This window comes from Nocardioides ginsengisoli, from assembly GCF_039537225.1.
Taxonomy (GTDB): Bacteria; Actinomycetota; Actinomycetes; order Propionibacteriales; family Nocardioidaceae; genus Nocardioides; species Nocardioides ginsengisoli.
This window is the reverse complement of sequence record NZ_BAABAC010000005.1, coordinates 216,115-240,059: the sequence shown is the minus strand read 5'-3', so window position 1 is coordinate 240,059 and position 23,945 is coordinate 216,115. Positions and strand designations below refer to the sequence as shown.

22 protein-coding genes and 1 tRNA gene are annotated in these 23,945 nt (G+C 67.8%); 4 read left to right on the top strand and 19 right to left on the bottom strand.

Going from position 1 to position 23,945, the window contains the following annotated elements; all coding sequences use genetic code 11:
• Positions 1-141 precede the first annotated feature (141 nt).
• The 3 genes from AB4880_RS02810 to AB4880_RS02800 form a co-directional block, all read right to left on the bottom strand.
• Positions 142-1,500, bottom strand: a complete 1,359-nt coding sequence (locus AB4880_RS02810) for a flavin monoamine oxidase family protein (RefSeq protein ID WP_367917677.1) — start codon at positions 1,498-1,500, stop codon at positions 142-144.
• Between the two features lie 74 nt (positions 1,501-1,574).
• On the bottom strand, positions 1,575-1,781 hold the full coding sequence (locus tag AB4880_RS02805) for a hypothetical protein (protein WP_367917676.1): 207 nt from the start codon (positions 1,779-1,781) through the stop codon (positions 1,575-1,577).
• 183 nt (positions 1,782-1,964) lie between these two features.
• Positions 1,965-2,720 (bottom strand): CocE/NonD family hydrolase, encoded by a 756-nt coding sequence (locus AB4880_RS02800; RefSeq protein WP_367917675.1) that lies wholly within the window; start codon positions 2,718-2,720, stop codon positions 1,965-1,967.
• Between the two features lie 237 nt (positions 2,721-2,957).
• Between AB4880_RS02800 and AB4880_RS02795 the strand changes: the two genes are divergently transcribed.
• Positions 2,958-3,542 carry a TetR/AcrR family transcriptional regulator gene (locus tag AB4880_RS02795; RefSeq protein ID WP_367917674.1) on the top strand — a complete coding sequence of 195 codons (585 nt, stop codon included), beginning with the start codon at positions 2,958-2,960 and terminating at the stop codon, positions 3,540-3,542.
• Here AB4880_RS02795 and AB4880_RS02790 read toward each other — a convergent pair.
• The 7 genes from AB4880_RS02790 to AB4880_RS02760 all read right to left on the bottom strand — a co-directional run bounded on the left by AB4880_RS02790 (position 3,531) and on the right by AB4880_RS02760 (position 12,033).
• Positions 3,531-4,886: an NAD(P)/FAD-dependent oxidoreductase gene (locus AB4880_RS02790; RefSeq protein WP_367917673.1), complete on the bottom strand. Its 1,356-nt coding sequence runs from the start codon at positions 4,884-4,886 to the stop codon at positions 3,531-3,533. The genes AB4880_RS02795 and AB4880_RS02790 overlap by 12 nt on opposite strands.
• A gap of 125 nt (positions 4,887-5,011) precedes the next feature.
• Positions 5,012-6,151: a M24 family metallopeptidase gene (locus AB4880_RS02785; RefSeq protein ID WP_367917672.1), complete on the bottom strand. Its 1,140-nt coding sequence runs from the start codon at positions 6,149-6,151 to the stop codon at positions 5,012-5,014.
• Entirely contained in the window at positions 6,148-6,519 is a 372-nt protein-coding gene (locus AB4880_RS02780) for a cupin domain-containing protein (RefSeq protein WP_367917671.1), read from the bottom strand. The genes AB4880_RS02785 and AB4880_RS02780 overlap by 4 nt, the downstream gene beginning before the upstream one ends.
• Entirely contained in the window at positions 6,516-8,027 is a 1,512-nt protein-coding gene (locus tag AB4880_RS02775; protein ID WP_367917670.1) for an ABC transporter substrate-binding protein, read from the bottom strand. Before AB4880_RS02775 ends, AB4880_RS02780 begins: the two co-directional genes overlap by 4 nt.
• 246 nt (positions 8,028-8,273) lie before the next feature.
• Positions 8,274-10,064, bottom strand: a complete 1,791-nt coding sequence (locus AB4880_RS02770; RefSeq protein WP_367917669.1) for an MOSC domain-containing protein — start codon at positions 10,062-10,064, stop codon at positions 8,274-8,276.
• A gap of 760 nt (positions 10,065-10,824) precedes the next feature.
• Complete coding sequence (locus AB4880_RS02765; RefSeq protein ID WP_367917668.1) at positions 10,825-11,796, bottom strand: tyrosine-type recombinase/integrase; 972 nt, start codon at positions 11,794-11,796, stop codon at positions 10,825-10,827.
• Between the two features lie 6 nt (positions 11,797-11,802).
• The gene (locus tag AB4880_RS02760) at positions 11,803-12,033 is read right to left on the bottom strand and encodes a helix-turn-helix domain-containing protein (RefSeq protein ID WP_367917667.1); all 231 of its coding nucleotides are present in this window, start codon (positions 12,031-12,033) and stop codon (positions 11,803-11,805) included.
• Positions 12,034-12,326: 293 nt separating this feature from the next.
• Here AB4880_RS02760 and AB4880_RS02755 point away from each other — a divergent pair, with 293 nt between their 5' ends.
• Positions 12,327-13,535 carry an IS481 family transposase gene (locus AB4880_RS02755; protein ID WP_367917666.1) on the top strand — a complete coding sequence of 403 codons (1,209 nt, stop codon included), beginning with the start codon at positions 12,327-12,329 and terminating at the stop codon, positions 13,533-13,535.
• Positions 13,536-13,571: 36 nt separating this feature from the next.
• Here AB4880_RS02755 and AB4880_RS02750 read toward each other — a convergent pair.
• The 7 genes from AB4880_RS02750 to AB4880_RS02720 form a co-directional block, all read right to left on the bottom strand.
• Positions 13,572-13,645, bottom strand: a tRNA-Met gene (locus tag AB4880_RS02750).
• A 70-nt stretch (positions 13,646-13,715) separates the two neighbouring features.
• Positions 13,716-14,339: a trimeric intracellular cation channel family protein gene (locus AB4880_RS02745; protein ID WP_367917665.1), complete on the bottom strand. Its 624-nt coding sequence runs from the start codon at positions 14,337-14,339 to the stop codon at positions 13,716-13,718.
• Between the two features lie 12 nt (positions 14,340-14,351).
• Positions 14,352-17,306 carry a UPF0182 family membrane protein gene (locus tag AB4880_RS02740; protein WP_367917664.1) on the bottom strand — a complete coding sequence of 985 codons (2,955 nt, stop codon included), beginning with the start codon at positions 17,304-17,306 and terminating at the stop codon, positions 14,352-14,354.
• Positions 17,306-17,860, bottom strand: a complete 555-nt coding sequence (locus AB4880_RS02735; protein WP_367917663.1) for a PPA1309 family protein — start codon at positions 17,858-17,860, stop codon at positions 17,306-17,308. The genes AB4880_RS02740 and AB4880_RS02735 overlap by 1 nt, the downstream gene beginning before the upstream one ends.
• Before the next feature lie 29 nt (positions 17,861-17,889).
• Positions 17,890-18,927 carry a YlbL family protein gene (locus AB4880_RS02730; RefSeq protein WP_367917662.1) on the bottom strand — a complete coding sequence of 346 codons (1,038 nt, stop codon included), beginning with the start codon at positions 18,925-18,927 and terminating at the stop codon, positions 17,890-17,892.
• Positions 18,928-18,954: 27 nt separating this feature from the next.
• Complete coding sequence (locus AB4880_RS02725) at positions 18,955-19,302, bottom strand: cbb3-type cytochrome oxidase assembly protein (protein ID WP_367917661.1); 348 nt, start codon at positions 19,300-19,302, stop codon at positions 18,955-18,957.
• Between the two features lie 49 nt (positions 19,303-19,351).
• Entirely contained in the window at positions 19,352-19,780 is a 429-nt protein-coding gene (locus tag AB4880_RS02720) for a molybdenum cofactor biosynthesis protein MoaE (RefSeq protein WP_367917660.1), read from the bottom strand.
• A 167-nt stretch (positions 19,781-19,947) separates the two neighbouring features.
• Between AB4880_RS02720 and AB4880_RS02715 the strand changes: the two genes are divergently transcribed.
• Entirely contained in the window at positions 19,948-21,318 is a 1,371-nt protein-coding gene (locus AB4880_RS02715; RefSeq protein ID WP_367917659.1) for a zinc-dependent metalloprotease, read from the top strand.
• A complete protein-coding gene (locus AB4880_RS02710; RefSeq protein ID WP_367917658.1) occupies positions 21,315-21,863 on the top strand; it encodes an NUDIX hydrolase in 549 nt (182 codons plus the stop codon). Before AB4880_RS02715 ends, AB4880_RS02710 begins: the two co-directional genes overlap by 4 nt.
• 69 nt (positions 21,864-21,932) lie before the next feature.
• Here the strand turns inward: AB4880_RS02710 and AB4880_RS02705 are convergent, their stop codons facing one another.
• Entirely contained in the window at positions 21,933-22,490 is a 558-nt protein-coding gene (locus AB4880_RS02705; RefSeq protein WP_367917657.1) for a M48 metallopeptidase family protein, read from the bottom strand.
• 40 nt (positions 22,491-22,530) lie between these two features.
• On the bottom strand, positions 22,531-23,586 hold the full coding sequence (locus tag AB4880_RS02700; protein WP_367917656.1) for a PHP domain-containing protein: 1,056 nt from the start codon (positions 23,584-23,586) through the stop codon (positions 22,531-22,533).
• Positions 23,587-23,945: the final 359 nt, after the last annotated feature.

Sequence of the window (23,945 nt, the reverse complement as noted above, 5' to 3'; positions counted from 1 at the left end):
GCGACCCTCACGATCACGATTGGTTGCGGGACCACACGGCTCGAGGCCATCTGGCACGGCAAGCTGCGCGGTGATGACTGGCGACCAGCGTCCGCGGCTTCCACGAGTCCACTGTGGTCGGCGGCGCCGCCGTGGCATCGATCATCGATCCGTCGCCAGGATCTGGCTCACTTCCGTCGCGGCGAGCCCAGCTGAGTGGAGTGCACCCTCGACGCCGAGTCGTCGGTCGTAGTCCGACCCCGCGAAGGCGAGCCGTCCCCGCGGTTCGCGGACCAGGTCGAGATCGGCCGACTGACCGGGTCGAAGGTAGCTCCAGGTCCCGCGCGAAAACTCGTCGGCGGCCCAGTCATGAAAGGCCACGTCCGTCACCCGACAGTCGGGCAGGTAGACTCGGACGGCTGCTTCAACACTCGCGATGTCGGTGAGATCGAGCGCGCCAGGCGACGTGGTGAACCCGATCGCCACCGCGGTGTCGCCGCCGTGGACCGTCGACGAGATCGTCGCGAACCCTCCTTCGGCCGGCGAGCCGTGGGCGTAGAACGGCCTCGGACAGTTCTCGATCAGGACCGTGACCTTCTCCGCCTGGGCCGACACGCCCTCAGCCGCCATTGACTGGAGCCGTTTTGGCAGGGCCGGCTCGAACTCGACATCGTTCAGCACGCCGAGCGGTACGGCGACAACGACCGCTCGGGCGAAGACGGACATCTCGTCAGTCACAACCTCCACCCGGTCGGACTCCTCGATGATGCGCCGGACCCGATGCCCGAGCAGGAGGTCACCCTTCGCCTCCTCCGAGACGGCCTCGTACAGTGAAGCGGTGCCCCCAGCAAGCTGGGGCCCAAGAGTCCGGGCCATAGGCGTATCAATGGGGGCGTCGAAGAAGGTGGCGCCGAGCACAGAGCCCGCCTCCGCAATGCTTCGCAGGAACGGCAACGCTGAGGGGACGGTCCAGTCGTCCCCGGCCAGCGTGATGATGTGCGCCTTCCACAGGTCGATCGTGTGCGGCCCCAGCCCACTGCCCTCCAGCAGCTGGGGCCAGGGCACGTCAAGACTGGAAAGATCCTGCTCGTGCATCGGCGCGTCGAGGTCGATCGTGCCGGCCAGCTCCTGCACACGGACGACGAGACGCTCAAGTGAGGCCAACTCGTCGAAGGGCACCGGCAGCGGACCCACACGTCGCTCACCGCCAGTGAACCAGATCAGGTCGGTGTCTGCCGGCGAGCCCCAGGCGAGGTCGAGTCCGGCCCTGTCGATGACCTGCCACGTCAACGGATACGTCGGCCGGTCCACCATGAACGCCCCACCCCACTCGACCGGGTATCGGCCGCCGAGACGATCGAGCTCGCTCCACATCCGGCCACCCAGCCGGTCACGGCCTTCGATGACCAGCACGTCGTGTCCGGCACTGCTGAGCTCCGCGGCCGACCTCGCCCCAGCGAAACCGCCGCCCACGACCACAACGTCATACTCGCGCGTGACGGCGGAGATCTCTTGCAACATGTCTATTCCTCCGAACGTAGGTACTCATGGGTTCAGCCACAATGACTCTTGGGGCCAGGACCGGGCGGCACCGGCTATGAGACATCGATCGTCAGATCGCTGGTCGCAACCGCCTCGCGACGCAGCACCCAGCCGGCGGGCACATCGTCGGCAAACGGTTCGACCGGGACTGAAGCGATCAACTCGCCCGCGCGACTGATCTCGAGCGTGCCAGATCCGTCGGCTGCCAACAGCGGCCCGCCGCCGATCGACGACGGCTCGACCTCCTCGTTGCCTCGCACACCACCCCGCGAGTCGGCGACCAATCGGGCCCGGATCATCCCGAGTGCCGAGCTCTTGGGTCAACGCGAAGAAGGCGTCATACGTCTCTTACATCGCGCGCGGAGGACTTCTTCTCCGAGCCCCCTTGACCGGGCACCGACAGATGCGAGCGCCCCGAGGCATCGCTAACGCGATCCGCACCCCTACTTCGCCGAGCCGATGTAGGTCATCGATGCGAGCGACCAGTACGCGAACGACGTGACCGCGCCGGTCAGGCGGTTGTTGAGGAAGGTCGCAGTGTTGGTAGAGACCACCGGAATCACGGCAGAATCCTGCTCGAAGATGACCTGCGCCTCAACGACCTTCTTGGCTCGCTCCTTCGCGTCGAAGGACTGGCGCGCCTCGGTGAGCAGGTTGGTCACCTTCGGGTTGTCGAACTCCGTGTAGTTGTACGGCTGACCTGGTAGGTAGGTGAAGCCCATCGGCTCGAGCGGGTCGGCCGTCGCGTTGAAGTTCGTCGAGAGCATCATGTCGATCCCCTTGCGCTTCGTGGCGTCATATCCGGCCTGTTCGAAGACCAAGGGCTGCAGCGACCGGATCTCGACGGTCAGGCCGACGGACTTGGCCTGCTGCTGAACGAGCTGAGCCACCCTGGAGATCGTCTCGTCGCCGGCCTGAACCATGATGACGGTCGAGTTGAACTTTCCCCGAACGTCCTGAACGACCATCACGAACCCACGGGCGTTGTAGTACTCCGCCTCGAACTTGAGGGCGGTATATCGACTCGTCTTGTCGTAACACGTGCGAACCAGCACTGCGGAATAGGTCCGGCCGTCGCGGCCCTCCGGAAGGTACACGTCCGTGGCGAGGTGGACACCGTCCCGAGTGGGGACCATGTGCTCCGTAGCTGTCTCCGGAACGCCTTCAGTGGTCATCGTCTCAACGAGAGCGAACGTCACAGCTCACGCCTTCCGGGTAGTCCTACGGTCTTTATATGACACTTGTTATTCTTTAGGCAACCACGTGTTCCATGTGTCGATCACGATGCTCTCCGCGGCGACCCCGCAACCGGCGGCGAGCCGCCGACGGGGGATTTGAGACGTCCGCGTCCGAAGAGCATGCGAGTCAACTTCCGCCACTCCGGCAATAGATAGTATAAAGCTCATACATCATCAGAACGTGTCGAAAGGTCACCCGTGTCTCGTCCCCTCGACCCCGTTCAACGGCGGCTCGACATCGCTCACATCGCCATCAAGATCTTGGCCGACCGGGGCCCTGGCGCGCTCACGATCAAGGCAATAGCCGACGAGCTTGGCGGTTCGATCACGCTGGTGACCCACATCTACCCGACGCGCAAGCACCTCCTGGCCGGTCTCGCGGAAAGCTTCTTCGAGCAGTACGACGCTGAGCTGCCAGAGCTGGAGGCAGACGCGGTGCCCATCGAGCGGCTTCGCATCCTGCTCGAGTGGATGCTTCCCCTGAGCGAGAACGGGTGGGTCCAAGAGCGAGCACGCGTCGTCCTCATCTCGGACGCCGAAAGCGCCGCCGAACTCGCGTCACAGATGGACCAGAAGATGAGAGGCCTCATCGAGAATCACGTCTCGCCGCTCGTCCCGTCGAGCCAGGTCCAACCGCTGGTCGATCTGCTTCGGATCGTCATCAACGGCATCGTGTTGTCATGTGTCGAGCATCGGGCCGACTGGCCTCCAGAGCGCCAGGTCAGCGTGCTGCACGACGCGCTGGAAAGGATCGGACTCCTGCAGATGGCCTCAGCGACCTGAGATCGCGTCAGCAAACCGCGCCAGGCGGCTTGGAGCGTTCAGGCCTGCGGCCTCGCGGCGGTCAGCCTCCCGGTAGAGTCCATACATCCCTCTGACCCCGAGCCAGCGCAGGGGCTCGGGCTCCCACCGTTTGACCTTTCGATTGGTCCACGGCAACGAAGTCAGGTCCGTGTCGTGACCGATTACCAGGTCCCGGAGGGTGCGGCCGGCCAGGTTGGTCGCGGTCAGACCGCTCCCGACATATCCACCTGCCCAGCCGAGGCCCGTGGCCCGGTCCAGGGAAACGCTCGCGCACCAGTCACGCGGCACGGCGAGCACGCCACACCACGCGTGCTCGATCTCAGCGCTACTCACCGCGGGGAAGGTTCGGTGCAGGACAGCACGAAGTGATTGGATCGTCCACTCCTGCGTCTGTCCGTCGACATCGGTACGTGAGCCGAACCGATAGGGAATACCGCGGCCACCGATGGCTATCCGATCATCGGCGGTTCGCTGGGCGTAGAAGTAGGCGTTGGAGAAGTCTCCCAGCAGCTCGCGACCCTGCCAGCCGATCTCCTCCCAGACACTGGCACCGAGCGGTTGTGTCGCGATCATCGCAGAGTTCATCGGGAGCCACGTACGTCGCTCACCCGGAATCGACGACGTGTAGCCCTCAAGACACCGAAGGACGATCGGAGCCCGTACCGATCCCTCGCCGGTCGATGCGCTTCCGGCCCTCAGGCTCACGACTCGGCTCTGCTCGTAGATGGACACCCCGAGGTTGCGCACGACGGACGCGAGGCCCTGCACCAGCTTGGCCGGCTGCACCCGCGCGCATTGCGGATCGAAGGTACCGCCACGTGCGCCCACGACCTGGACCCGCGCCTGCACCTCGGCCGCGTCCAAGCGTCGCACTGAGGAGTCGGGGTTCTGCGCATGGGCTGCGAGCTCGTCCTCCATGCGAGCGAGCTGCGCAGCAGACGTTGCCGCAAACACCACGCCGCCCTTGACGATGTCGGCGTCGATGCCCTCTTCGCCGCACATCGCGATCACTTCGTCAACCGAGGCAGACAGCTCTCTCGCCAACCGATTGGCGCCCTCGACCCCACCATGACCTGCTGCGTAGTTCGATCGGCTTCCGGCGAGCTCCGCCGAGAGCCAGCCGCCATTGCGCCCCGACGCTCCGAACCCGACGAACTCGGCCTCGAGGACGACGATCCTCAAGGACGGATCGGCCCTGGCGAGGTAGTAGGCGGTCCACAGACCTGTGAGACCTCCTCCGACGATGCAGACGTCGGCGTCGATGTCCTCCTGCAACGAACCCGACGGCGTCGGCAGTCCGATCTGGTGGTACCAGTGAGACACGGCTCCATTTGTCAGACCCATTCCCACCGATGACGCGTACGTCCTCACGGACCCTCCCTTCGTGTTCAGTTTGAGCTGTCGACTGATCGCCGGACAGATCAGTGCGCGGTCAAAACGCGCCCGAGCTACCGCGTGGGCGCCGACTCGCCGAGCCGAACGATCTCCGACCAGTCGAACTGGTTGGACAGCAGGCGGGGTCCCGCCTCCTCGATGACCACATTGTCCTCGATGGCAAGCAGTGCCGGAGTCGTGACAACTGGCTCGACCGCAAAGACCATGCCTGGCCTGAAGACGGTCTCCGAACCGTCGCGCAGCCAGATCGTGCCGCCCTCGTGGACGTCCAGACCCATAGTGTGGCCCAGCCACCAGTCCCACATGGTGAGGCCGCGGTTCGCCATGTCAGCCTCGAACTTGGCATGCATCTCGCCCACGGACACTCCTGGTTGCATGGCCGCGATGGTGCGGTCCTGGACCTGCATGAGATCGCGGTAGACGGATGCGACCTCGTCGGCGACGTCGCCGGCGGCCACTGTGCGTTGAAGGTCCGAGTAGTAGCCGTCCACCGACAGCCCGAACTCGATCGAGAACACTTGCCCCGGCTCGATGGGCCGATCGGTGGGATCGGTTCGCTGGTCGAGGGTCGCCCAGTTGAGGGCAAGCCAAGCCACCTCGTCCACACCCTCCCTGATCGATGCAACGCGGAGTTCCATCTGGAACTCCCGGTCGGTCATGCCCACCCAGCCACGGCCAATGGCCTCCACCATGGCCCGCTCGCCGGCCTTTGCCACCTCGTCCATGAGCCGGATCTCATCGGGTGTCTTGATCTGACGATTCAGCATGAGCTCGTCATCGATTCCGTGCCACGTCACGCCGGGGAGCAGTTCTCCGTACCGTTGCGCGTCGGCCACGGTGACGTGCTTCGTCTCGATGCCGATGGCGCCGGACGCCACCCCGAGCCGGGTCAGCTCGGATGCCAATCTGGCGATTGGGTCGGCGCCGAAGTCCCATGCGACACAGGGGAGCTGCGACTTCTCGGCAGCGTAGGGCTCCATCCACTCCGTCGCGATGACGAGGTGGTCACCACGGCGCGTGCAGATGAAGAACATCTGCTCTTCCCGCGAAAGGACGGACAGGTGCGGGAGGTAGAGGTTGGCCAGGTGACGCATCGCCTGTCTTGACGACACGACGATGGCATCGAGGTCGCTACGCTCCAGCAGCTCGGCCGTGCGGCCGAGCTGCACGGCCGTCGGGACAGTTATGGTCATGAGTTACTCCTCGGCTGGACATGCTCATCGGAGAGCAGCACGTAGGTCTTGCGGATCTTTTCAGTCACGACCCAGGTCCCCCGCCAGCCTCGTGGCAGCACCAACAGCGATCCCGGACCGACCTCGTGATGATCCGAGGAGCCCTCGGTGACGATGATGGCCCGCCCCGACACGATCGTGCACACCTCGGCCATCTCCGCCCGATCCGCGGTGAACGTTCCCGCTTCGCACTCCCAGACGCCGGCGTGCGCAGTGTTGAGACCGGCCACTGGCATGGTGGCTTCGCGTTGGCTTGTGGTGCTGGTCGGCTTGAGCTCGAAAGGCGGCATCTGAACCTCGCTAGCCGAGAGCACTTCGAGATCGATCACTTGGAAGGCCCGATCTCCGCCAACGACGGCCCGCTGAGGTAAGCGAACGAGGTCGTCATGCCACCGAGGCCCTCGCGTAGGAAGCTGATCTCCGACAGCTGCACCAACGCCTGGAAGCCGTAGTTCTTCTCGTACTCGGCCTGAGCGGCGATGAGGCTCTTGGCAACAGTCACTCGGTCCGTGGCTGAGCGTGAATCCTTCACCAATCGGGTCACGTCTTCGTTGTCGTAACCAATGAAGTTGAAGTAGGTGCCCGGCATGAACGTCTCCACCGCTTCCGCAGGGTCGGGCGCCACGTTGAAGCTGAGGTTGAGATACATGTCAATGTCCTTGCGTGCCGCCGGGTCGGTCGTCGCGGCGGAATAGCTGGCAGGATCGAGTGATCGAATCTTCACGATGAATCCAGCCTTCTTGGCGCTCTCCTGGATGAGCAGAGCGGTCTGGCCGAGGGCGGTGTCACCCGCAGGCACGGCGAGCGTGATGGGCGCGCCGTCGTACCCAGCACTCCTCGCGAGCTTGCCCGCCTCGGCGATTGCCGCCTTGCCGCCCCAGTCCTTGCGCTCTTGAGCGAAGGGCTTGTATGCGGCGCTCCAGAGGTCCCGCCCGGCACTGCCCGTCGACGGGTTGTCCCACGCATCGGTGTTGATCGCGGTGTAGTTGGGCTCCGCCGCGTTGTGGAACGGGACGCGCGCGATGTCGGCACGGTTGATAGTCATGTAGAACGCCTTGCGAAGCTCCGCCGTCGCGAGCGGGCCGTCGGTCCTCATCGGCGAAAGACCGACGTACTGCTGGCTGGGCGACCCGAGCGTCAGCCTGCCCACCGACGTCGACCGGAGCGCGGGCACGGCGCTGGCGGGAACCTCGTACGCACCGTCGATCTCGCCTGTTGTGAGAGCTTGAGCAAGCGCGGTGGAGTCGGTCAGGAAACTCAGGGTGACGGACTTCGCCCTGGCGCGATGCGCGTCGTCCCAGTAGTCCGGGTTCGCGGTGAGGGTGATCCCCGCGCCCGGCTTCCATGATTCGAGCTCGAACGCGCCCGTGCACATGACACCCGTTGATGGCGAGCCAAGCTTCTGCCCTGCCTTCTCGGAGAAGGCCTTCTGTTGAATACCGGCACCGAACGACGCGAGCTCCTTGGGGAGGAGCGCATCAGGCTGGGTCAGGTTGATGTCAACCGTGGCGACGTCAACGGCCACGATCGATTTCACGTTGCGGTAAAGGAATCCCACGATGCTGGCCTGGGCGTGCTCAAGGCTCCAGACCACATCCGCGCTCGTCAGCGGCTTGCCGTCCCAGAACTTCACCCCTTCGCGGAGAGTGAGCCTCAGCGTCGTCGGATTGGGCGTCTCGAGAGACGCCAGCCCATCGGAGATGCTGTAGTCAGGATTCAGCCGAAGCAACGGATCGCACAGGTTCATGGCAACGAGCGCGCTGCTGTAGTAGGCAGTGTTCGGTGGGTCGATGGTGTTCGGCTCACCGTAGGGGAGACCCCACTTCAGCTTGGGCATCGAGCCGGTAGCTTCCCCGACGACGCTGGGGCGCACGGACGGCAAGGGCGCGTCGCCCGACGTGGAGCCAGAGCAGGCAGTCAACGACACCCCGGCAACAAGGACGCCGACAGTCAAACAGGACTTCGCAGCATTGCCTCTGGATCGTGCGGTCATATCGTTCCTTCGCTCGCCGACTGTGCACCAGGTGTTATATATGTCGCATATATTACGCCGCCGGTCCACGCTTGTCGAGAGCTTCGCGCGTTAAGACTGAGATTCCTTGTGCGGGTCCTCGATCGTGAGATCGCTGGTCGGAACTGCCACGCAGAGCAGCACGCAGCCGGCGGGCACCTCGGCGAACGGTTCGACCAGGTAGGCCGTGTCTCCTTGCACCGGGGTGGCACACGTTCCGCAGATTCCGGACCGACACGTGGACGGCACGCGTCGACCGGAACGCTCGGCGAGCTGGAGGAGATCGCCGCTCGCCGGGGTCCACCGACTCTTGTCGTCACCGCCCCACCGCACGGTGAACGGCCCTGGGTCAGTGACAGGCCGGCGTTGCAGCATTGGGTCGGGCGGAGAGTAGAACGGGTCGCGGTGGATGCGGCTCTCGTCAAGGCCAGCATCTCGAGCCACGTCGACGACGTCTGCGACGAATGTCTGGGGACCACAGACAAAGATGTCCGGGTCGCGCCTGGCGTCCCCGCTGAGTTGTGCCTTGAAGTCCTCTCGACCAGGCCGGCCCATGCGGACCGAGCTCCCCATAGGAACTACATCCTCGCTGGTCAGGAACAGGGTCACCGTGCAGTCGCTCAGCGCTGCTGCGGCCGACTCGAGCTCCCCCCAATGCGGGACCGCATCCCGCGAGCGAGCCACGTGCATGACCGAGACTGTCCGGCTTGAACCCGTGGAAGCCAGATGCTGCATGATCCGAAGCGCCGGTGTGATGCCGATACCAGCGGTGGCGATCGCGATCGGCGTGGTCCCTTCGCTGAGGACAGCGTCGCCGTAAGGGCCGGAGACCAGGACCTGGTCGTCGGCTCCCAGACCACACACCCATGGCGAGAACCGTCCGTCCGCCTCACGCCGAATCGTGATCCGCACCGAGGACGGGGATGTCGCGGAGATCGTGTAGTTGCGCCACCCTCTGACGGCATCGCCTCCGTGGATACGGAGATACTGGCCCGGCCTGGCGTGCTCAAGCAACCCGTACGGGTCGACGAGTTCGATGGACACGGTCTCCTCGGTCGACGGGAGCGCCTTGAGAACGGTCGCTGCGCGTGGCGTACCTGAAGAGATGAGGTCGGAATCGGGGCCCTCGAGATGCCGATGCTCGCCGCACACCTCGCGGATGGTGTCACCAGGCCGGACATCTCCAGGGATGCAGACTCGCGCATAGACACCGCAAGACCCGTGACCAACGTGCGCACCGAGCAACGCCGGAACGTTGATATCCCATTCCGAGCCACCTGGTCGGGCGCTCGTGGCGCGGCACCTCTCGATAGGAGCGAAGATCTCCAGTTCGGCATCGCCGATACGTATCCTCTTGCCGACAACGCTGAGCTCGGCCCAAGGCTCCCATCCTTCGACGTACACGTTCGCGCGAAATCGATCCGGGTCCAGGTCGACGCCAGCTGCGGCGCTGAGAGCACGGACAGTGGCGAGGTTGACGATCGACACTTGAGCAGTCTCGACATCCCACAGGCTCACGCCGGCCTCCTCGAGGGTCAAGGGGTGCACCTCGTCGAGCTCGCCAACCCATTCGCGTGGCGTTCCCGCCAACTGCACCAAGCCGTCCACCACCGGGGCCGAAGCGATCAGTTCGCCCGCGCGACTGATCTCGAGCGTGCCAGATCCGTCGGCCGCCAACAGCGGCCCGCCGCCCATCGACGACGGCTCGGCCTGCCCGTTCCCTCGCACACCACCCCGCGCGTCGGCGACCAATCGGGCCCGAATCATCCCGAGTGCCGGGCTCTTGGTCAACGCGAAGAAGGCGTCATACGTGGTCCAGATCCCTCGCGGCTGCATAGGAATCTGGCCAGTGGCAATCCCCACCGCCCGGTCGAACGGAACACCGCCTGCGGCGAGGACTACACCTGGGAGGTCTTCTCCTCCAAGTCCCTTGACGGGGTACCGACAGATGCGAGCAACCCGAGGTGTCGCTGGCTGAGAAGAGAGGTCTGGATGAGTGCGCATGTCTAGCGGTCCAAACTCCGTACTCCCGGGCCGACCAACCGAGAGTGCGGCACCACGACGCGCACCGCCCGCTGCCTGCTCCGGTGAGTACGCGACGCGATAGGTGGCAGGTGTGCGTGCCAGGGAAGCGACCAATTGCCACAGAGCGGCCATCGCATCTCTCCGGGCTGAGCAACCGCCAGTACCCCATCGATCCGCGGACCATCCTCAATGCCGAGTGGACCTTCCATGCACTTCCTCCTGGCCAGTCACGATGCGGCAACACGGATTGCACCCCCGCAGTGAGTGCCGTAGGTCGGGAGCGGGGTCACATCCGAATTATGTACGTTGTTGAATGTACAACACTTGCTTTACAATAGACAGAGTCTCCGCGCCTCGATCAAGGCCGCCAAGAACCTGTTGGACAACGACGCCGACCGGCTCGCACGAACGGCCGGCGTTTCACCCGCGCCAGTGAGGTATCAACTCAAGTCGAAGGGGAGCTCATCGTCCGCGTCGTCCGGCAGTGCCCAGACGCGCGCGGCGGCATCGTCGACAGCTTGTAGGTAACCATCGATGGCCCGCTCCGATGAGTGCGTGGAACCTCGTCGATGCTGTCCTGGATCCGCGGGTAGAGCTCTTAGTCCACCGAGCCACGTCGCGGCCCCAACAAGCTGAAGGTCTTGGCCGCGACCACCACCACCGCGACAGAGAGCTCCGGATCCTCGGCCGCGATCTTGACCAGCCGTGCGCGCAGGACCTCGGCGGTGAAGGACGGAACCGAGACCGTCCTGGTCGACTTCATCGTCTTGGGATGAGCTTGTCGATGGGTCGGCTTTCCCGAGGGCGACACGATCGTTCCGCAGAGCCGGACCGTGGCCGGAGAACTGGTGACGTCGACATCACACCTGCGGATCGCAAGCACCTCGCCGATCCGGGCAGACGTGCCGAGCATGACCTCGATGATCTGCTCGAGCTGTCCATCAGGCGGCGGTCCCGTGAAGCCCGGGCCGCGGCGCCAGCTCCGCGCAGCTGCACGGATCTTCTCGACTTGTGTCGCCGTGAGGGCCATCGCCTGCGTCGGCGGCTTGTGCAACCTCGTGGTGTCACGCACCGGGTTCTTGACGATGGCGTCGTACCGCACGGCCAATCCCAGCGCGAGACTCAGCACTGTGCGTGCCTGCTTGGCCATGCTGTAGCTGCGTGTGGTCGCCAGCGTCTTGATGAACTGGTCGACCTTGCGCACGGTGATCTCGCGCAACAGGTAGTGCTCGAAAGCCGGCATCACGAGTTGACGCATGTTGCGCTCGTACAACGCGCGTGTGCTGGGAGCGAGCTTGTTCGTCAGGTCGAGGTCCTCAAGCCAGACCTCCACGAGTTTGGCGAAAGAGGTGTCGCCAGTGATCTCGCCGGTGGCGACGTGGCTGGCTCGCTGCGCAAGCGACGCCTTCAGCGCGCGAAGGGCGTCCTTGTTCGACGAACCGGTCGCAGACACGCGGCGAACCTGGCCGTCATCGTCGCGGTAGCGCGTGCGGGCACGAACCCGGCCACCGGGCATCTTGACGTAGGTGACATCACCGAATGTTCCGATCGGAGTGCGCGGCCTTCCCATGTCAGATCACCGCCCCTCGGGAGCACGACCCGTGACATCCTCGCGCTGCTGCTGGAGCCACTCGTTGACGTCGGTCACGAAGTAGCGCAGTTGCCGACCGACATGAACCGCACGCGGGCCTCGACCGGCCAACCGCCAGTCGTGCAACGTTCGCGTGGGCACATTGAGGTACTCGGAGAGTTCCTCGATCGAGATCAGCGGCTCGAGGCCGCTCAAGGTGGGTGCCGTGCTGTCCATGCCGGGTAGGTGTGCCGGCCGGACCGTCCGAGTCCGCGCCAACCAGCGCGACTCCGTACTCACGTCGGAGGTGAGTCCGTTCAGGGGCTTCCGGACAGGGTTTGTGGACACTAAATGGACATGTGATCAAGTCCCAAAAACCTTTCAGGCGCGGAAACCCGTAGGTTCCGCGCCTGAACTTTGTAGCGGGGGCAGTGTGCTGGCTCAGGACATCGGCGACGGATGTCTCAAGACATCGGCGACACCATGTCTCAAGACATCGAGGACAAGGGCCGGCTGGCTGATGCTCGGCCATGTCGAAAGCCCGGCTGGTCATCACCGCTCTGCTCACCGAGAACCTGTCCCCGAGCGAGGTCGCTGCCCGGTACGGCGTGCACCGGTCCTGGGTCTACCGGCTCAAGGCCCGCTATGACGAGGTCGGCGAAGCCGCGTTCGAGCCTCGCTCCCGCCGACCGCACAACGTCCCGAACGCGACCCCCGACGACACCGTCCAGCTCGTCTTGGCCCTGCGCAAAGAGCTCTCCGAGCAGGGACTCGATGCCGGCGCCGACACCATCGGCTGGCACTTGGAACACCACCACGCCACGGCCCTGTCCCGGGCCACCATCAACCGGATCCTGATCCGCCACGGCACCGTCACCCCGGCCCCCTCGAAGCGTCCCCGGTCGTCCTACATCCGCTTCGAGGCTGAGCAGCCGAACGAGACCTGGCAGTCCGACTTCACCCACTACAAGCTCAGGAACGGTCAAGACGTCGAGGTCCTGACCTGGCTCGACGACCACTCCCGCTACGCACTCCACATCAGCGCCCACCCCCGCGTCACGGCCACGATCGTGCACACCACCTTCGTCGAAACCGCAGGTCAGCACGGGTTCCCCGCATCCACGCTGACCGACAACGGGATGGTCTTCACCGTCCGCTTCGCCGGCGGGCGAGGCGGGCGGACAAAACTCGAAACCGAGCTAAGGGCTCGCGGGATCGTGCAGAAGAACTCCCGCCCCAACCACCCCACCACCTGCGGCAAGGTCGAGCGGTTCCAGCAGACCATGAAGAAGTGGCTGCGCGCCCAGCCCATCCAGCCGACCACCCTCACCGAGCTGCAGACCCTGCTGGACAGCTTCCGCGAGGAGTACAACCAGCGGCGTCCGCACCGCTCCCTGGAACACCGCTCGACCCCCGCCGCCGCCTACACCGCCCGTCCCAAGGCGACCCCCAGCAAGGACCGCAGCCGCGAGACCCACGACCGCGTCCGCACCGACAAGATCGACCACGTCGGAACCGTGACGCTGCGCCACAACGGCCGGCTGCACCACATCGGCGTCGGGCGAACCTACGCAGGAACCCACGTCCGGATGCTCGTCCAGGACCTCGACATCACCATCATCGACGCCGCCACCGGCGAGATCCTCCGCGAACTCGTCCTCGACCCGGCCAAGAACTACCAGGGCACCGGCCGACCACCCGGCCCCACCAAAAACAACAACGGACCTACGTTTCCGTAGGTCCGTTGTCGCCGATGTCCTGAGACATCACATTTGTAGCGGGGGCAGGATTTGAACCTGCGACCTCTGGGTTATGAGCCCAGCGAGCTACCGAGCTGCTCCACCCCGCGTCGGTGAACAGAACATTACGCCACCGCCCCAAGGCCGCCAAATCGGGGCCGCCTTCGCGCCCACGAGCCCCTAGGACGGCGGCGACGGAGGGGTCAGGCGCGGCACCGGCGCCCGCCACCCCCGCCGTACGGCGAGCAGTCGCCAGCTGATCGTGACCAGCGCCGCGGGGACCGTGATCACGCCGTGCGCGACGCCGAGCTCGGCGCCGGTGGCGGCGATGGCGGCGCCGGCGAGGGCGGGGATGGCGTAGAGCTCGCCGTACCGGAAGATCACCGGGACGCGGCCCACGAGGAGGTCGCGGATGATGCCGCCGCCGACGCCGGTCGCCATGCCGAGCGCGGCCGCGGGGACGGGACCGAGGCCGTACTCCTGGGCCTTGAGCGCGCCCGCGACGCAGAACAGGCCGAGGCCGAAGGCGTCGAAGACGTTGATGACGCGCTCCAGCCGGCCGACGGCCGGATGGAGCGTGAAGGTCACCAGCCCGGCCACGACCGGCACCAGCAGGTAGCGCCAGTTCGCGACGGCGGGCGGCGGCACCGCGCCGATCACCAGGTCACGGATCACACCGCCGCCCAGGCCGGTCGCCATCGCGAGCACGATGACGCCGACGATGTCGAGCTGGTTCCGTACGGCGACCAGCCCGCCCGAGATCCCGAAGACGAAGATCCCCACCAGGTCCAGGGTCAGCAGCATGGGGCTGCTCCCCTACTGCGCGGGACGCGTGTCGGCGAGTCGCACCGCCTCCTGGACCGCGGCCTGGGCGATGCCAAGCTGGCGCGCCCACTCCTGCGTGTCATTGATCTTCTGCGCAGCTGCTGCAGCCTTGAACGCGTCGTCGGCTTCACGCAGCTTCGCGGCGATCTGCTGGTCGAGCGAACCGGACGGCTGTCCCGGCTTCTCCGGCTTGCCGGGCTTGCCCGGCGAGCCGGGGGTCCCGGTGCCCGGGGTGCCGGGCGGCTCTCCCGTGCCCAGGTCGACGCCGAGCGCATCGCCCAGCGCGAGCGGGAGCGTCGCGCCGATGCCGACGTTCTCGCCGTACTTGACGATGACGTACTGCAGGATCGGGAAGCTCCCCGCTCCCTGCGACCGGACGACATAGATCGGCTCGACGTAGATCAGCCCGCCATCGACCGGCAGGGACAGCAGATTGCCGTAGCGGATCTGCGCCTCGCGCTGCACGTTGAGGTTCTGCAGCGCCGAGGTGACCTTGCCGTCCTGCTTCATCAGGTTCACGACTTGACCCGGCCCCGGGGAGTTCTGGTCGGTCATCTCCAGCAGCCGCAGCTTGCCGAAGCTGTCCGATGTCGCATCCGAGTTCACCTGAAGGTAAGACGCCAGCGTGCCCTTGCGGTACGGCACGAACACCGACGTCAGCGACCAGTCACTGTCGGTGCTCGTGGCCGCCCCCGTCGCGAACAGTCGGTACGGCGGCTGGAAGACCGCGCGCGCGGCGTTCGGGTCCTCGGGGACGTCCCAGCGGTTGTTGCCCTGGTAGAAGTCGCCCGGGTCGGTCACGTGGTAGCGCGCGAGCTGGTAGCGCTGCACCTTGAACAGGTCCTCGGGGTAGCGCAGGTGCGAGCGCAGTTCCGCGTCGATGGCGCTCTTGGGCTTCACGACGCCGGGGAAGACCTTCATCCACGTCTTGAGGATCGGGTCGCTCTCGTCCCACTGGTAGAGCGTGACCGTGCCGTCGTAGGCATCGACGGTGGCCTTGACCGCCGAGCGCATGTAGTTGATCTCGTCGGTCGGGATCGTCTGCAGGCCGGTCTGCTGCTGCAACGAGTCGTCGGTCATCGCGGCGAACGACTCGCGTTCGGAGTTCGGGTAGCGGTCGGTCGTCGTATAGCCGTCGAGGATCCACGTGATCCGGCCGTCGACGACCGCCGGGTAGGGGTCGCTGTCGACGGTCAGCCACGGCGCGACCTTCTCGACGCGCTCGGTGGGCGTGCGGTTGTAGAGCACCTTCGAGTTGCCGTTGACGCGCCCCGACAGCAGGAAGTTCGGCTCGCCGAACTTGATCGCGTACATCAGCTGGTTGAACGTGCCGCCGATCTTGACGCCGCCCTTGCCGTCGTACGTCGTGCGGGTGTCGTTGGGGTCCTGGCTGTTGGTGTCGGCCAGCCCCAGCTCGACGTTGTTGGCCTTGCTGTTGGCCTTGCCGACGATCGAGTACGTCGGGCTCTGCTCGCCGTAGTAGACGCGGGTCTCGAACTTGCCGGCGGCGGTGAGGTCCTTGCGACCGCTGGCGCCGCTCCCGATGCCCTCCGCCCACACGATGCGCCCGTTGGCGTCGTCGGCGGTGTCGATCTCGTTGGCGTACGCCGCGATCAGGCCCTCACCGTGCGTGTAGACGGTGTGCAGGTTCGACCAGTTCTGGTCCGAGGACGGGATGCCGGCCTGGTCGAGCTCACGCACGCCCAGCACCAGCGGCACCTTCTTGCCGTTCAGGGTGTAGCGGTCGACGTCGAGAACGGTCGGCACCGAGTAGTAGGACCGGATCTGCTGGCGCTGCTGGAAGGTGTCGCGGACCTGCTGCGGGTCGACCACCGGCGCTTTGATGAGCTGGTCATTGACCGTCTTGGCGTCGTCTTTCGTCGCCTGCGCCGTCGGCGTCCCCTGGAACTCCTCGGTCTCGACGCCGCTGAGCCCGTAGGCCTCCCGGGTGGCCTCGATATTGGCCTGGATGTAGCTGCTCTCCTTGTCGGCCTCGGACGGCTTGACCTGGAAGTTCTGCACGATGGCGGGCCAGATCATGCCGAGCAGGACGGCGGAGAGCGCGAGCAGGGCGAGCCCGACCGAGGGCAGCTGCCAGGTCTTGCGCCAGATGTTGAGGAAGAAGAGCACCGCGCAGATGAGCGCGACGCCGACCAGGATGTTGCGGGCCGGGAGCAGCGCGTTCTGGCCGGCGTAGTTCATGCCGGTGAAGATCCGGTGGGTGTCGCCGACCAGGTCGTAGCGGTCGAGGTAGTAGTCGACCGACTTGGCAAGCACGAAGACGCCGAGCAGCACCGAGAGCTGCACCTGCGCGGCCGGGGTGAGCCGGTCGTGCTGGACCTGGAGCCGGATGCCGCCGTACAGGTAGTGGACGACGGCGGTCGCGATCAGCGCGACGACCGCGACGGCCATCGCGAAGTCGACGACGAAGTGCCACCACGGCAGGTCGAAGACGAAGAAGCTGATGTCCTTGTGGAAGTAGGCGTCCTTCTTGCCCCACGACTCGGCGTTGCGCCACTGCAGGAAGGTGCGCCACTGCCCGAGCGCCGAGGTGCCGGCGAAGATGCCGACGACGAGCGCGACGCCGCCGAGCAGCCAGCTGCGGATCGGGGTGACCGCGTCGCGGTAGCGGTCGACGCCGTCGGTGCCGGGCATCCGGAAGATCGGCCGGCTGCGGAAGGCGAGGAACATGTTGAGCGCGACGACCCCGCCCATGATCGCGCCGAACGCGAGGAAGAGGCCGATCTTGGTCCACAGCAGCTTGTTGAAGACCTGCGTGTAGCCGACCTCGCCGTACCAGAGCCGGTCGGTGTAGATGCCGGCGAAGGCGCTGAGCAGGAAGAAGCCGACCACCAGCACGATGCCGGTGATGACGAGCGCGCGGGTACGGCGTCCCGGCCGCTCGGGTGCGGGACGCTCGGGCTCCTCGTCGAACAGTTCACTCATCAGGCGTCGTCCTCCGCGTCGTCCAGCAGTGTGTTGCGCAACAGCTCGACCAGCCCCGGCACCAGGTCGGGGCCTCCCATGACTGCGCTGTCGTGGTCCTCGCTGCGCATCCGCAGCGCGCAGTACGCCGCGCCGTGGCGGGTCACGCCCACGACGATGCGCACGTCCTCGGCATCCGGGTGCTCGCGCGCGAACTCACGCGCCGCCTCCGGGTCGTCGGGCACCTGGCTGTCGGCGGCCGGAGGCAGCACCAGCCGCTCCACCACGGCCGCGCAGCCGGACACCACGTCGGGCCAGGCGATGCCCGGCAGCACCGCCTCGAGCTCCTGCCCCGGCGGCAGCTCGTCCTGCTCGACCGGCGTCAGCGAGCCCTGCTCGGCGGGCGCGTCGAGACCGAGTTGGGCGGCCAGCGCCGGCTCGCGCGCGACCAGGCGCGCGGTGTCGACGAGGGCGTACAGGCGCGCAGGCTGGTCCCAGCCGACGCTCGCCTGGTGCTTCTCGATCTCGAGAACGGCAGCCGCGAGGGCCGGGTCGACATCCAGTTCGTAGTCCATGGGCCGTGGCTCCTCGTTCTCGACGGTACTCAGCAGGTCGGGAGCTTGGCGTTGTGGTCGCCGGCCCACTTCTCGAGCGCGACGCGCGCCTCGTGCATGCTCGTCGCCTTGACCAGGCGCAGGTCGGGGTCGAGCCCCTTCACGTCCGGGCAGTTGTCCTTGGGGACGAAGAACAGCTCGGCGCCCGCGTCCTCGGCGCCCGCGATCTTCTGCTGGATGCCGCCGATCGGGCCGACCGTGCCGTCCGGCTCGAGCTCGCCGGTGCCGGCGACGGTCGCGCCGCCCGTCAGCGAGCCCGGGGTGAGCGTGTCGTAGATGGCCAGCGAGAACATCAGGCCCGCGCTCGGCCCCCCGACGGTCGGGTCGACGCGCAGCTGGATGGTGAACGGGAACTGGTAGCCCTGCCCCAGCGAGATGCCGACGCGCGGCTTGCCGTCGATCTCCTTCGGCTTGATCCGGACCGTCAGCTCGCGCTTGTCGCGCAGGATCCGGAACTCCACCAGCGAGCCGTCGGCGTGCTTGCCGACGGCCTTGACGATCTGGTCGGCGGTGGTGACCGGCTGGCCGTCGACCTCCGTGAAGATGTCGCGGACGAGCAGCTTGCCCTGCGCCGGGCCGTTCTCGTCTACCAGCGCCACCTGGATCGCGGTGGGGATCTTGTAGCCCAGCTCCTCCAGGGCGATCGCCTTGGCGACGTCCTGCGAGGTCGTCATCTGGACGGCGCCCTCGGCCTTCTCGTCGGCCGCGGACTGGTTCTTCGGGTGGACCACGTCGTAGGGCACGACCGCCTTGTGGGGGTCGAACCAGCGGCTCAGCGCGGCGCCGAGCGAGAGTTTCTGGTCGTACGCCGACGCGATCACCGTGGTGAACCGCAGCTGGCCCTTGTCGTAGTAGGCCGGGTGCCCGTCGACTTGGACGACCTCGGCGTTGTCGGAGTCCTTGCCGAGGATGTTGAACGTCGGCCCGGGGCTGTAGGACGCGAAGGGCAGCGGAACGACGGCCGCGATGCCGCCGAGGATCAGCACCAGGGGTGCCGCGAGGCACACGGCGATCAGGCGCTGGTTCATGGCGCCTACCCTCTCAGATGTCACCAATCAGGACGCGCGGCGGTCGTGATCGGCCGCGTCGGATGCCTTCTCGGTGGTCCCGGCGGGGGTCTCGGCGGGCGTCTCGGTGGTGGAGTCGGCGGGCGCCGCGCCCTGGATCACGACGGGTCGCATCCGCGAGGCGCGCAGCGCGACACCGGTCGCGCGCTCCTGCTCGCGCGGCGGTACGGCGTAGCCCGGGCGGTGCCGCTGCTCACGGGACAGGGCCTCCCCCATCCGCCGCGCGGCCGTCTCGCGATCGACCTCGCCCCGCCCGGCACGACCCCACCACGCGACCCACACCATCGAGGCGACGGTGAGGACGGCGGCCGGCAGCAGCCACAACAGGATCTCCACTCCACGAGGGTAGGTGGGTGCTCCATGCGCGGGCGTCAGGACACGCTGACTACGGCGAGCCGACCCATTCGTCCGAGCCGTCGACGAACCGCTGGTGCTTCCAGATCGGGACCTCGGCCTTGAGCGTGTCGATGAGCGCCCGGCTGGCCTCGAACGAGGACCCGCGATGGCCGGCGATGGTCGCGACGACGACGGCGAGGTCGCCGATCTCGAGGTCGCCGACCCGGTGGACGGCGGCGACCCCGGCGACGTCGTACTCGTCGGCGATGCGTTCGCAGACGTCCTGCAGCCGCTCGAGCGCGGACGGGTGCGCGGAGTACGACAGCCCGGTCACGCCCTGCTCGTGGTCGTGGTCGCGGACCCGGCCCACGAAGAGCACCAGGCCGCCGGAGCCCGGGTCGTCGAGGCTGTCGAGGACCTGCGTCACGGAGAGCGGCTGGTCCGAGATCGCGACGAGGCGGACGGCGGGGTTGCTCATGGGGGCACTCTAGGAGACTGCTGAGCAAGGTCGCCGTCGCGAGCGCTGCGCGCAGCAGGCGAGATTGCTCAGCAGCCTCCCAGGGCGGCTCGCCCGCGGCCCGGGCCAGGGTCCGACCAGGGGTCTCCCCTATCGGACCGGTTGGCGATCCGGCGTAGATTCGGACCATGACCGACAACCCGGGCGACGACCAGCCGAACCCGTTCAAGGGCACGCCGTTCGAGCAGATCTTCGGCGCGCTCGGCGGCGCCTTCCCCGGCGGCGCCTTCCCCGGCGGTGCCTTCCCGGGCGGCGCCGGCGGCGGCATGGCGTTCTTCCAGCAGCTCCAGTCCCTGATGCAGCCCCACGACGGCCCGCTCAACTGGAACGCGGCCAACGACATCGCGCGGCAGGCCGCCGCGCAGGAGCCCGACCCCACGCCGAGCCAGCGCGACCACGACCGGGTGGCCGACGCCGTCCGGCTCGCCGACCACTGGCTCGACGAGGCCACCGGCTTCCCCTCCGGCGTGAGCACGACCGCCGCGTGGAGCCGTGCCGAGTGGCTGGTCGAGACCCAGCCGGTGTGGAAGGTGCTCGTCGAGCCCGTGGCCGCGCGCTCGGTGACCGGCCTGTCCGCCGGCCTGCCCGAGGAGATGAAGGCCGCGGCCGGCCCGCTCGTCGGGATCATCGGCCAGGCCGTGGGCGGGATGATGGCGATGCAGATCGGCCAGGGCCTCGGCGCCCTCGCCGGCGAGGTGCTCACCGCCTCCGACATCGGCCTGCCGCTCGGCGCGCCCGGCGAGGCGGCGCTGGTGATGAGCAACGTCCGCGCCTTCGCCGACGGCCTCGACGTCACCGAGGACGACGTCATCCTCTATCTCGCGCTGCGCGAGGCCGCCCACCAGCGGCTGTTCGCCCACGTCCCGTGGCTGCGCGAGCACCTGATCGGCGCGGTCACCGACTACGCACGCGGGCTGGAGATCAACGCCCAGCAGATCCAGGACCGGGTCCAGGAGCAGCTGCGCGGCATCGACCCGACCAACCCCGAGGCCATCCAGGGCCTGCTCGAGGGCGGCATGTTCGAGCCGCCCGAGACCGAGGCCCAGACCGCCGCGCTCTCCCGGCTCGAGATCGCGCTGGCGCTGGTCGAGGGCTGGGTCGACGAGGTCGTCGGCCAGGCCACCGCCGAGCGGATGCCCGCGGCGACCAAGCTGCGTGAGGCCGTACGCCGCCGCCGCGCGGCCGGCGGTCCCGCCGAGCAGACCTTCGCGGCCCTCGTCGGCCTCGAGCTGCGCCCGCGCCGGCTGCGCGACGCGTCCACCCTGTGGGGCGGCCTGCGCACCCGCAGCGGCCAGGAGGCCCGCGACGGCGTCTGGATGCACCCCGACCTGCTCCCCACCGCCGCCGACCTCGACGACCCACTGTCGTTCCGGGCCGACGCGACCGCGCCGGAGGAGCTGTCCGCCGACGAGTTCGAGGCCGAGCTGCGCAAGCTGCTCGACGGTCCCGGCGACGCCGGCGCCGACGACGCCGGCACCGACACCCCGCCCGCCGAGTGACGCTGCACGCCGACGCGCTGCGCGTCCTCAGCGGCTGGAGCGCGCCCGACGAGGCCGAGGAGAGCCTGCGGCAGCGCTATGTCGCCCACCTGGAGGCGACGCCCGACGGCATGTGGCGCTCGTCGTACCCCGACCACATCACGGCCGGGACGCTCGTCATCGACGCCACCGGCGAGCAGGTGCTGCTCAACCTGCACCGCAAGGCAGGGCGCTGGTTCCACTTCGGCGGGCACTGTGAGGACAGCGACGCCACCCTCGCCGCGGTCGCGCTGCGCGAGGCGCACGAGGAGAGCGGCCTGACCGAGCTCGCCTTCCACCCCGAGCCGGTCCAGCTCGACCTGCACACGGTGCCCTTCTGCGGCGACCGGGGCGAGGTGCACCACCTCGACGTCCGCTACGTCGCCGCCGCGCCCGCCGACGCCACCGCCGTGGTCAGTGACGAGTCGCTCGCGGTGCGCTGGTGGCCGGTCGACGCGCTGCCCGAGCTCGAGCCGGCCATGCACGCGCTCATCGCGCGGGCCCGCGAGGTCTTCGTCCGCACCTGACGTCATTCGTTGCGTGGGTGAGAGCCCACCGAACGAATGACGCTACGTCGACACGTTCTCGCCGGGGACCTAGTCGACGTCCTCGCCCGGCAGCACGTGCTCCGACGGCGGCCGGTCGATCCGGGCGGCGTCCGACCAGCCGGCGAGGTAGCCCTTCGCCTTCTCCGCGGCCGGGTAGTGGGCGACCCACCCCCAGAACCGCTCGTCGTGGTGCGGCTCGATCAGGTGCGCGAGCTCGTGCACGATCACGTAGTCGATCACCCACTCCGGCATCCGCTGCAGCCGCTCGGAGAGCCGGATCGAGCGGTCCTTGGGGGTGCACGACCCCCAGCGCGCGCGCTGGTTGCCGACCCACCGGACCGACTCGGGCACGGCAAGCCCGCCGAGGAAGTCGTCGCTCAGCTCCTGGGCGCGCCGCATCAGGTCGTCGTCGTCCCAGCGGCGGGGCGTGGCGGACCGCCGCTCCTTGCGCTCGACCCGGGCGACCATCTTCGACACCCAGGCGCGCTCCTCGGTCACCGTGAAGCTGTCGGGGAGCAGGACGACGATCTTCTCCCCCTCGCGGTAGGCCGTGACGGTACGCCGGCGGCGCTCGGACCGTCGTACCTCCACGCGAGGAGTGGGCATGTCTCGACCCTACGGCGCGACCGGCGGTCTTGGTGGGACCTCAGGGGCGGGCCCAGTCGAGCAGCCGCTCGACCGGCCAGGTGTTGACGATCCGATCGGCCTCGATCCCGGCCGCCTCGGCCCGCTCGCAGCCGAGCAGCGGGTAGTCGAGCTGCCCGGGCGCGTGGGCGTCGCTGTCGATGGAGAACAGGCAGCCGATGTCGCGCGCCAGCTCGAGCAGCCGGGTCGGCGGGTCGCGGCGCTCGGGCCGGGAGTTGATCTCGACCGCGACCCCCTCCTCCGCGCACGCCTCGAACACCGCGCGCGCGTCGAACCGGGACTCCTGCCGGGTCCCCCGGTTGCCCGTCACCAGCCGCCCGGTGCAGTGCCCCAGGACGTTGGTATAGGGGTTGCGGATCGCGGCGATCATCCGCTTGGTCAGCGGCTCGGGGTCCATGGCGAGCTTGGAGTGCACGCTCGCCACCCGGACGTCGAGCCGCGCCAGCATCGCGTCGGTCTGGTCGAGGCCGCCGTCGTCGAGGATGTCGACCTCGATGCCGCGCAGCAGCCGGAAGCCGCCGGCGCCGGCACCACCCAGGTGATCGTTGACGGCGGCGACCACGTCGAGCTGGCGGGCCAGCCGCTCGGCGGACAGCCCGCGGGCGACCTTGAGCCGGGGCGAGTGGTCGGTGAGGACGAGGTAGTCGTGACCGAGCTCGATGGCGGTCATCGCCATCTCCTCGATGGGCGAGCCGCCGTCGGACCAGTCCGAGTGGGAGTGCAGGTCGCCGCGCAGCGCGGCGCGCAGGGTGGTGCCGGCGCCGTCGGCGGTGAGCGGCGCGCCGTACTGCTCCTCGGCCTCGGCCAGCTTGTCCGGCAGCTGCCCGGCCGCGGCCTGCGCGATCACCCGCGCGGTGCTCGCCCCGACGCCGCTCAGCTCGGTGAGCGTCCCCGCCTCGGCCCGGGCGGCGACCTCGTCGGCCGGGAGCGGCAGGATCGCGGACGCGGCGCCGCGGTAGGCCTTCACCTTGTAGCTGTCGGCCCGTCCGCGCTCGAGCAGGAAGGCGATCCGGCGCAGCGCCGCGACCGGCGTGCCGTCGTACTGCTCCGCACTCACGCTGACCCCTTACTGGAAATTGTTCTCCACAGGCGGTGGAGGAACCTGTGAGGACCATCCTCGCTGGTCACCCGAGGGTACGGCGCGCCGCCTCCCCCGTCCGTCCCGCAGTCCTCCACAGCCGACAGGCGGTTCTCCCCCGCTCATCCACGGCCCACCCCCACTCATCCACAGCCTTCTCCACAACCTTGTCCACAAGCCCGCGAACTGCCGGATTGACCGCTCCCGCCGTGATCCCTAGCGTCGTCCCCAGACGAGGCCCCCGGGCCGCAGCTCCTCGCTCGCAAGGGGAAGGCAAGCGAGGCGCAGCGCGGCTCCGGGGGCCTCCTCTCCCTCTCCCGCGTCCACCCGCGCTGGTG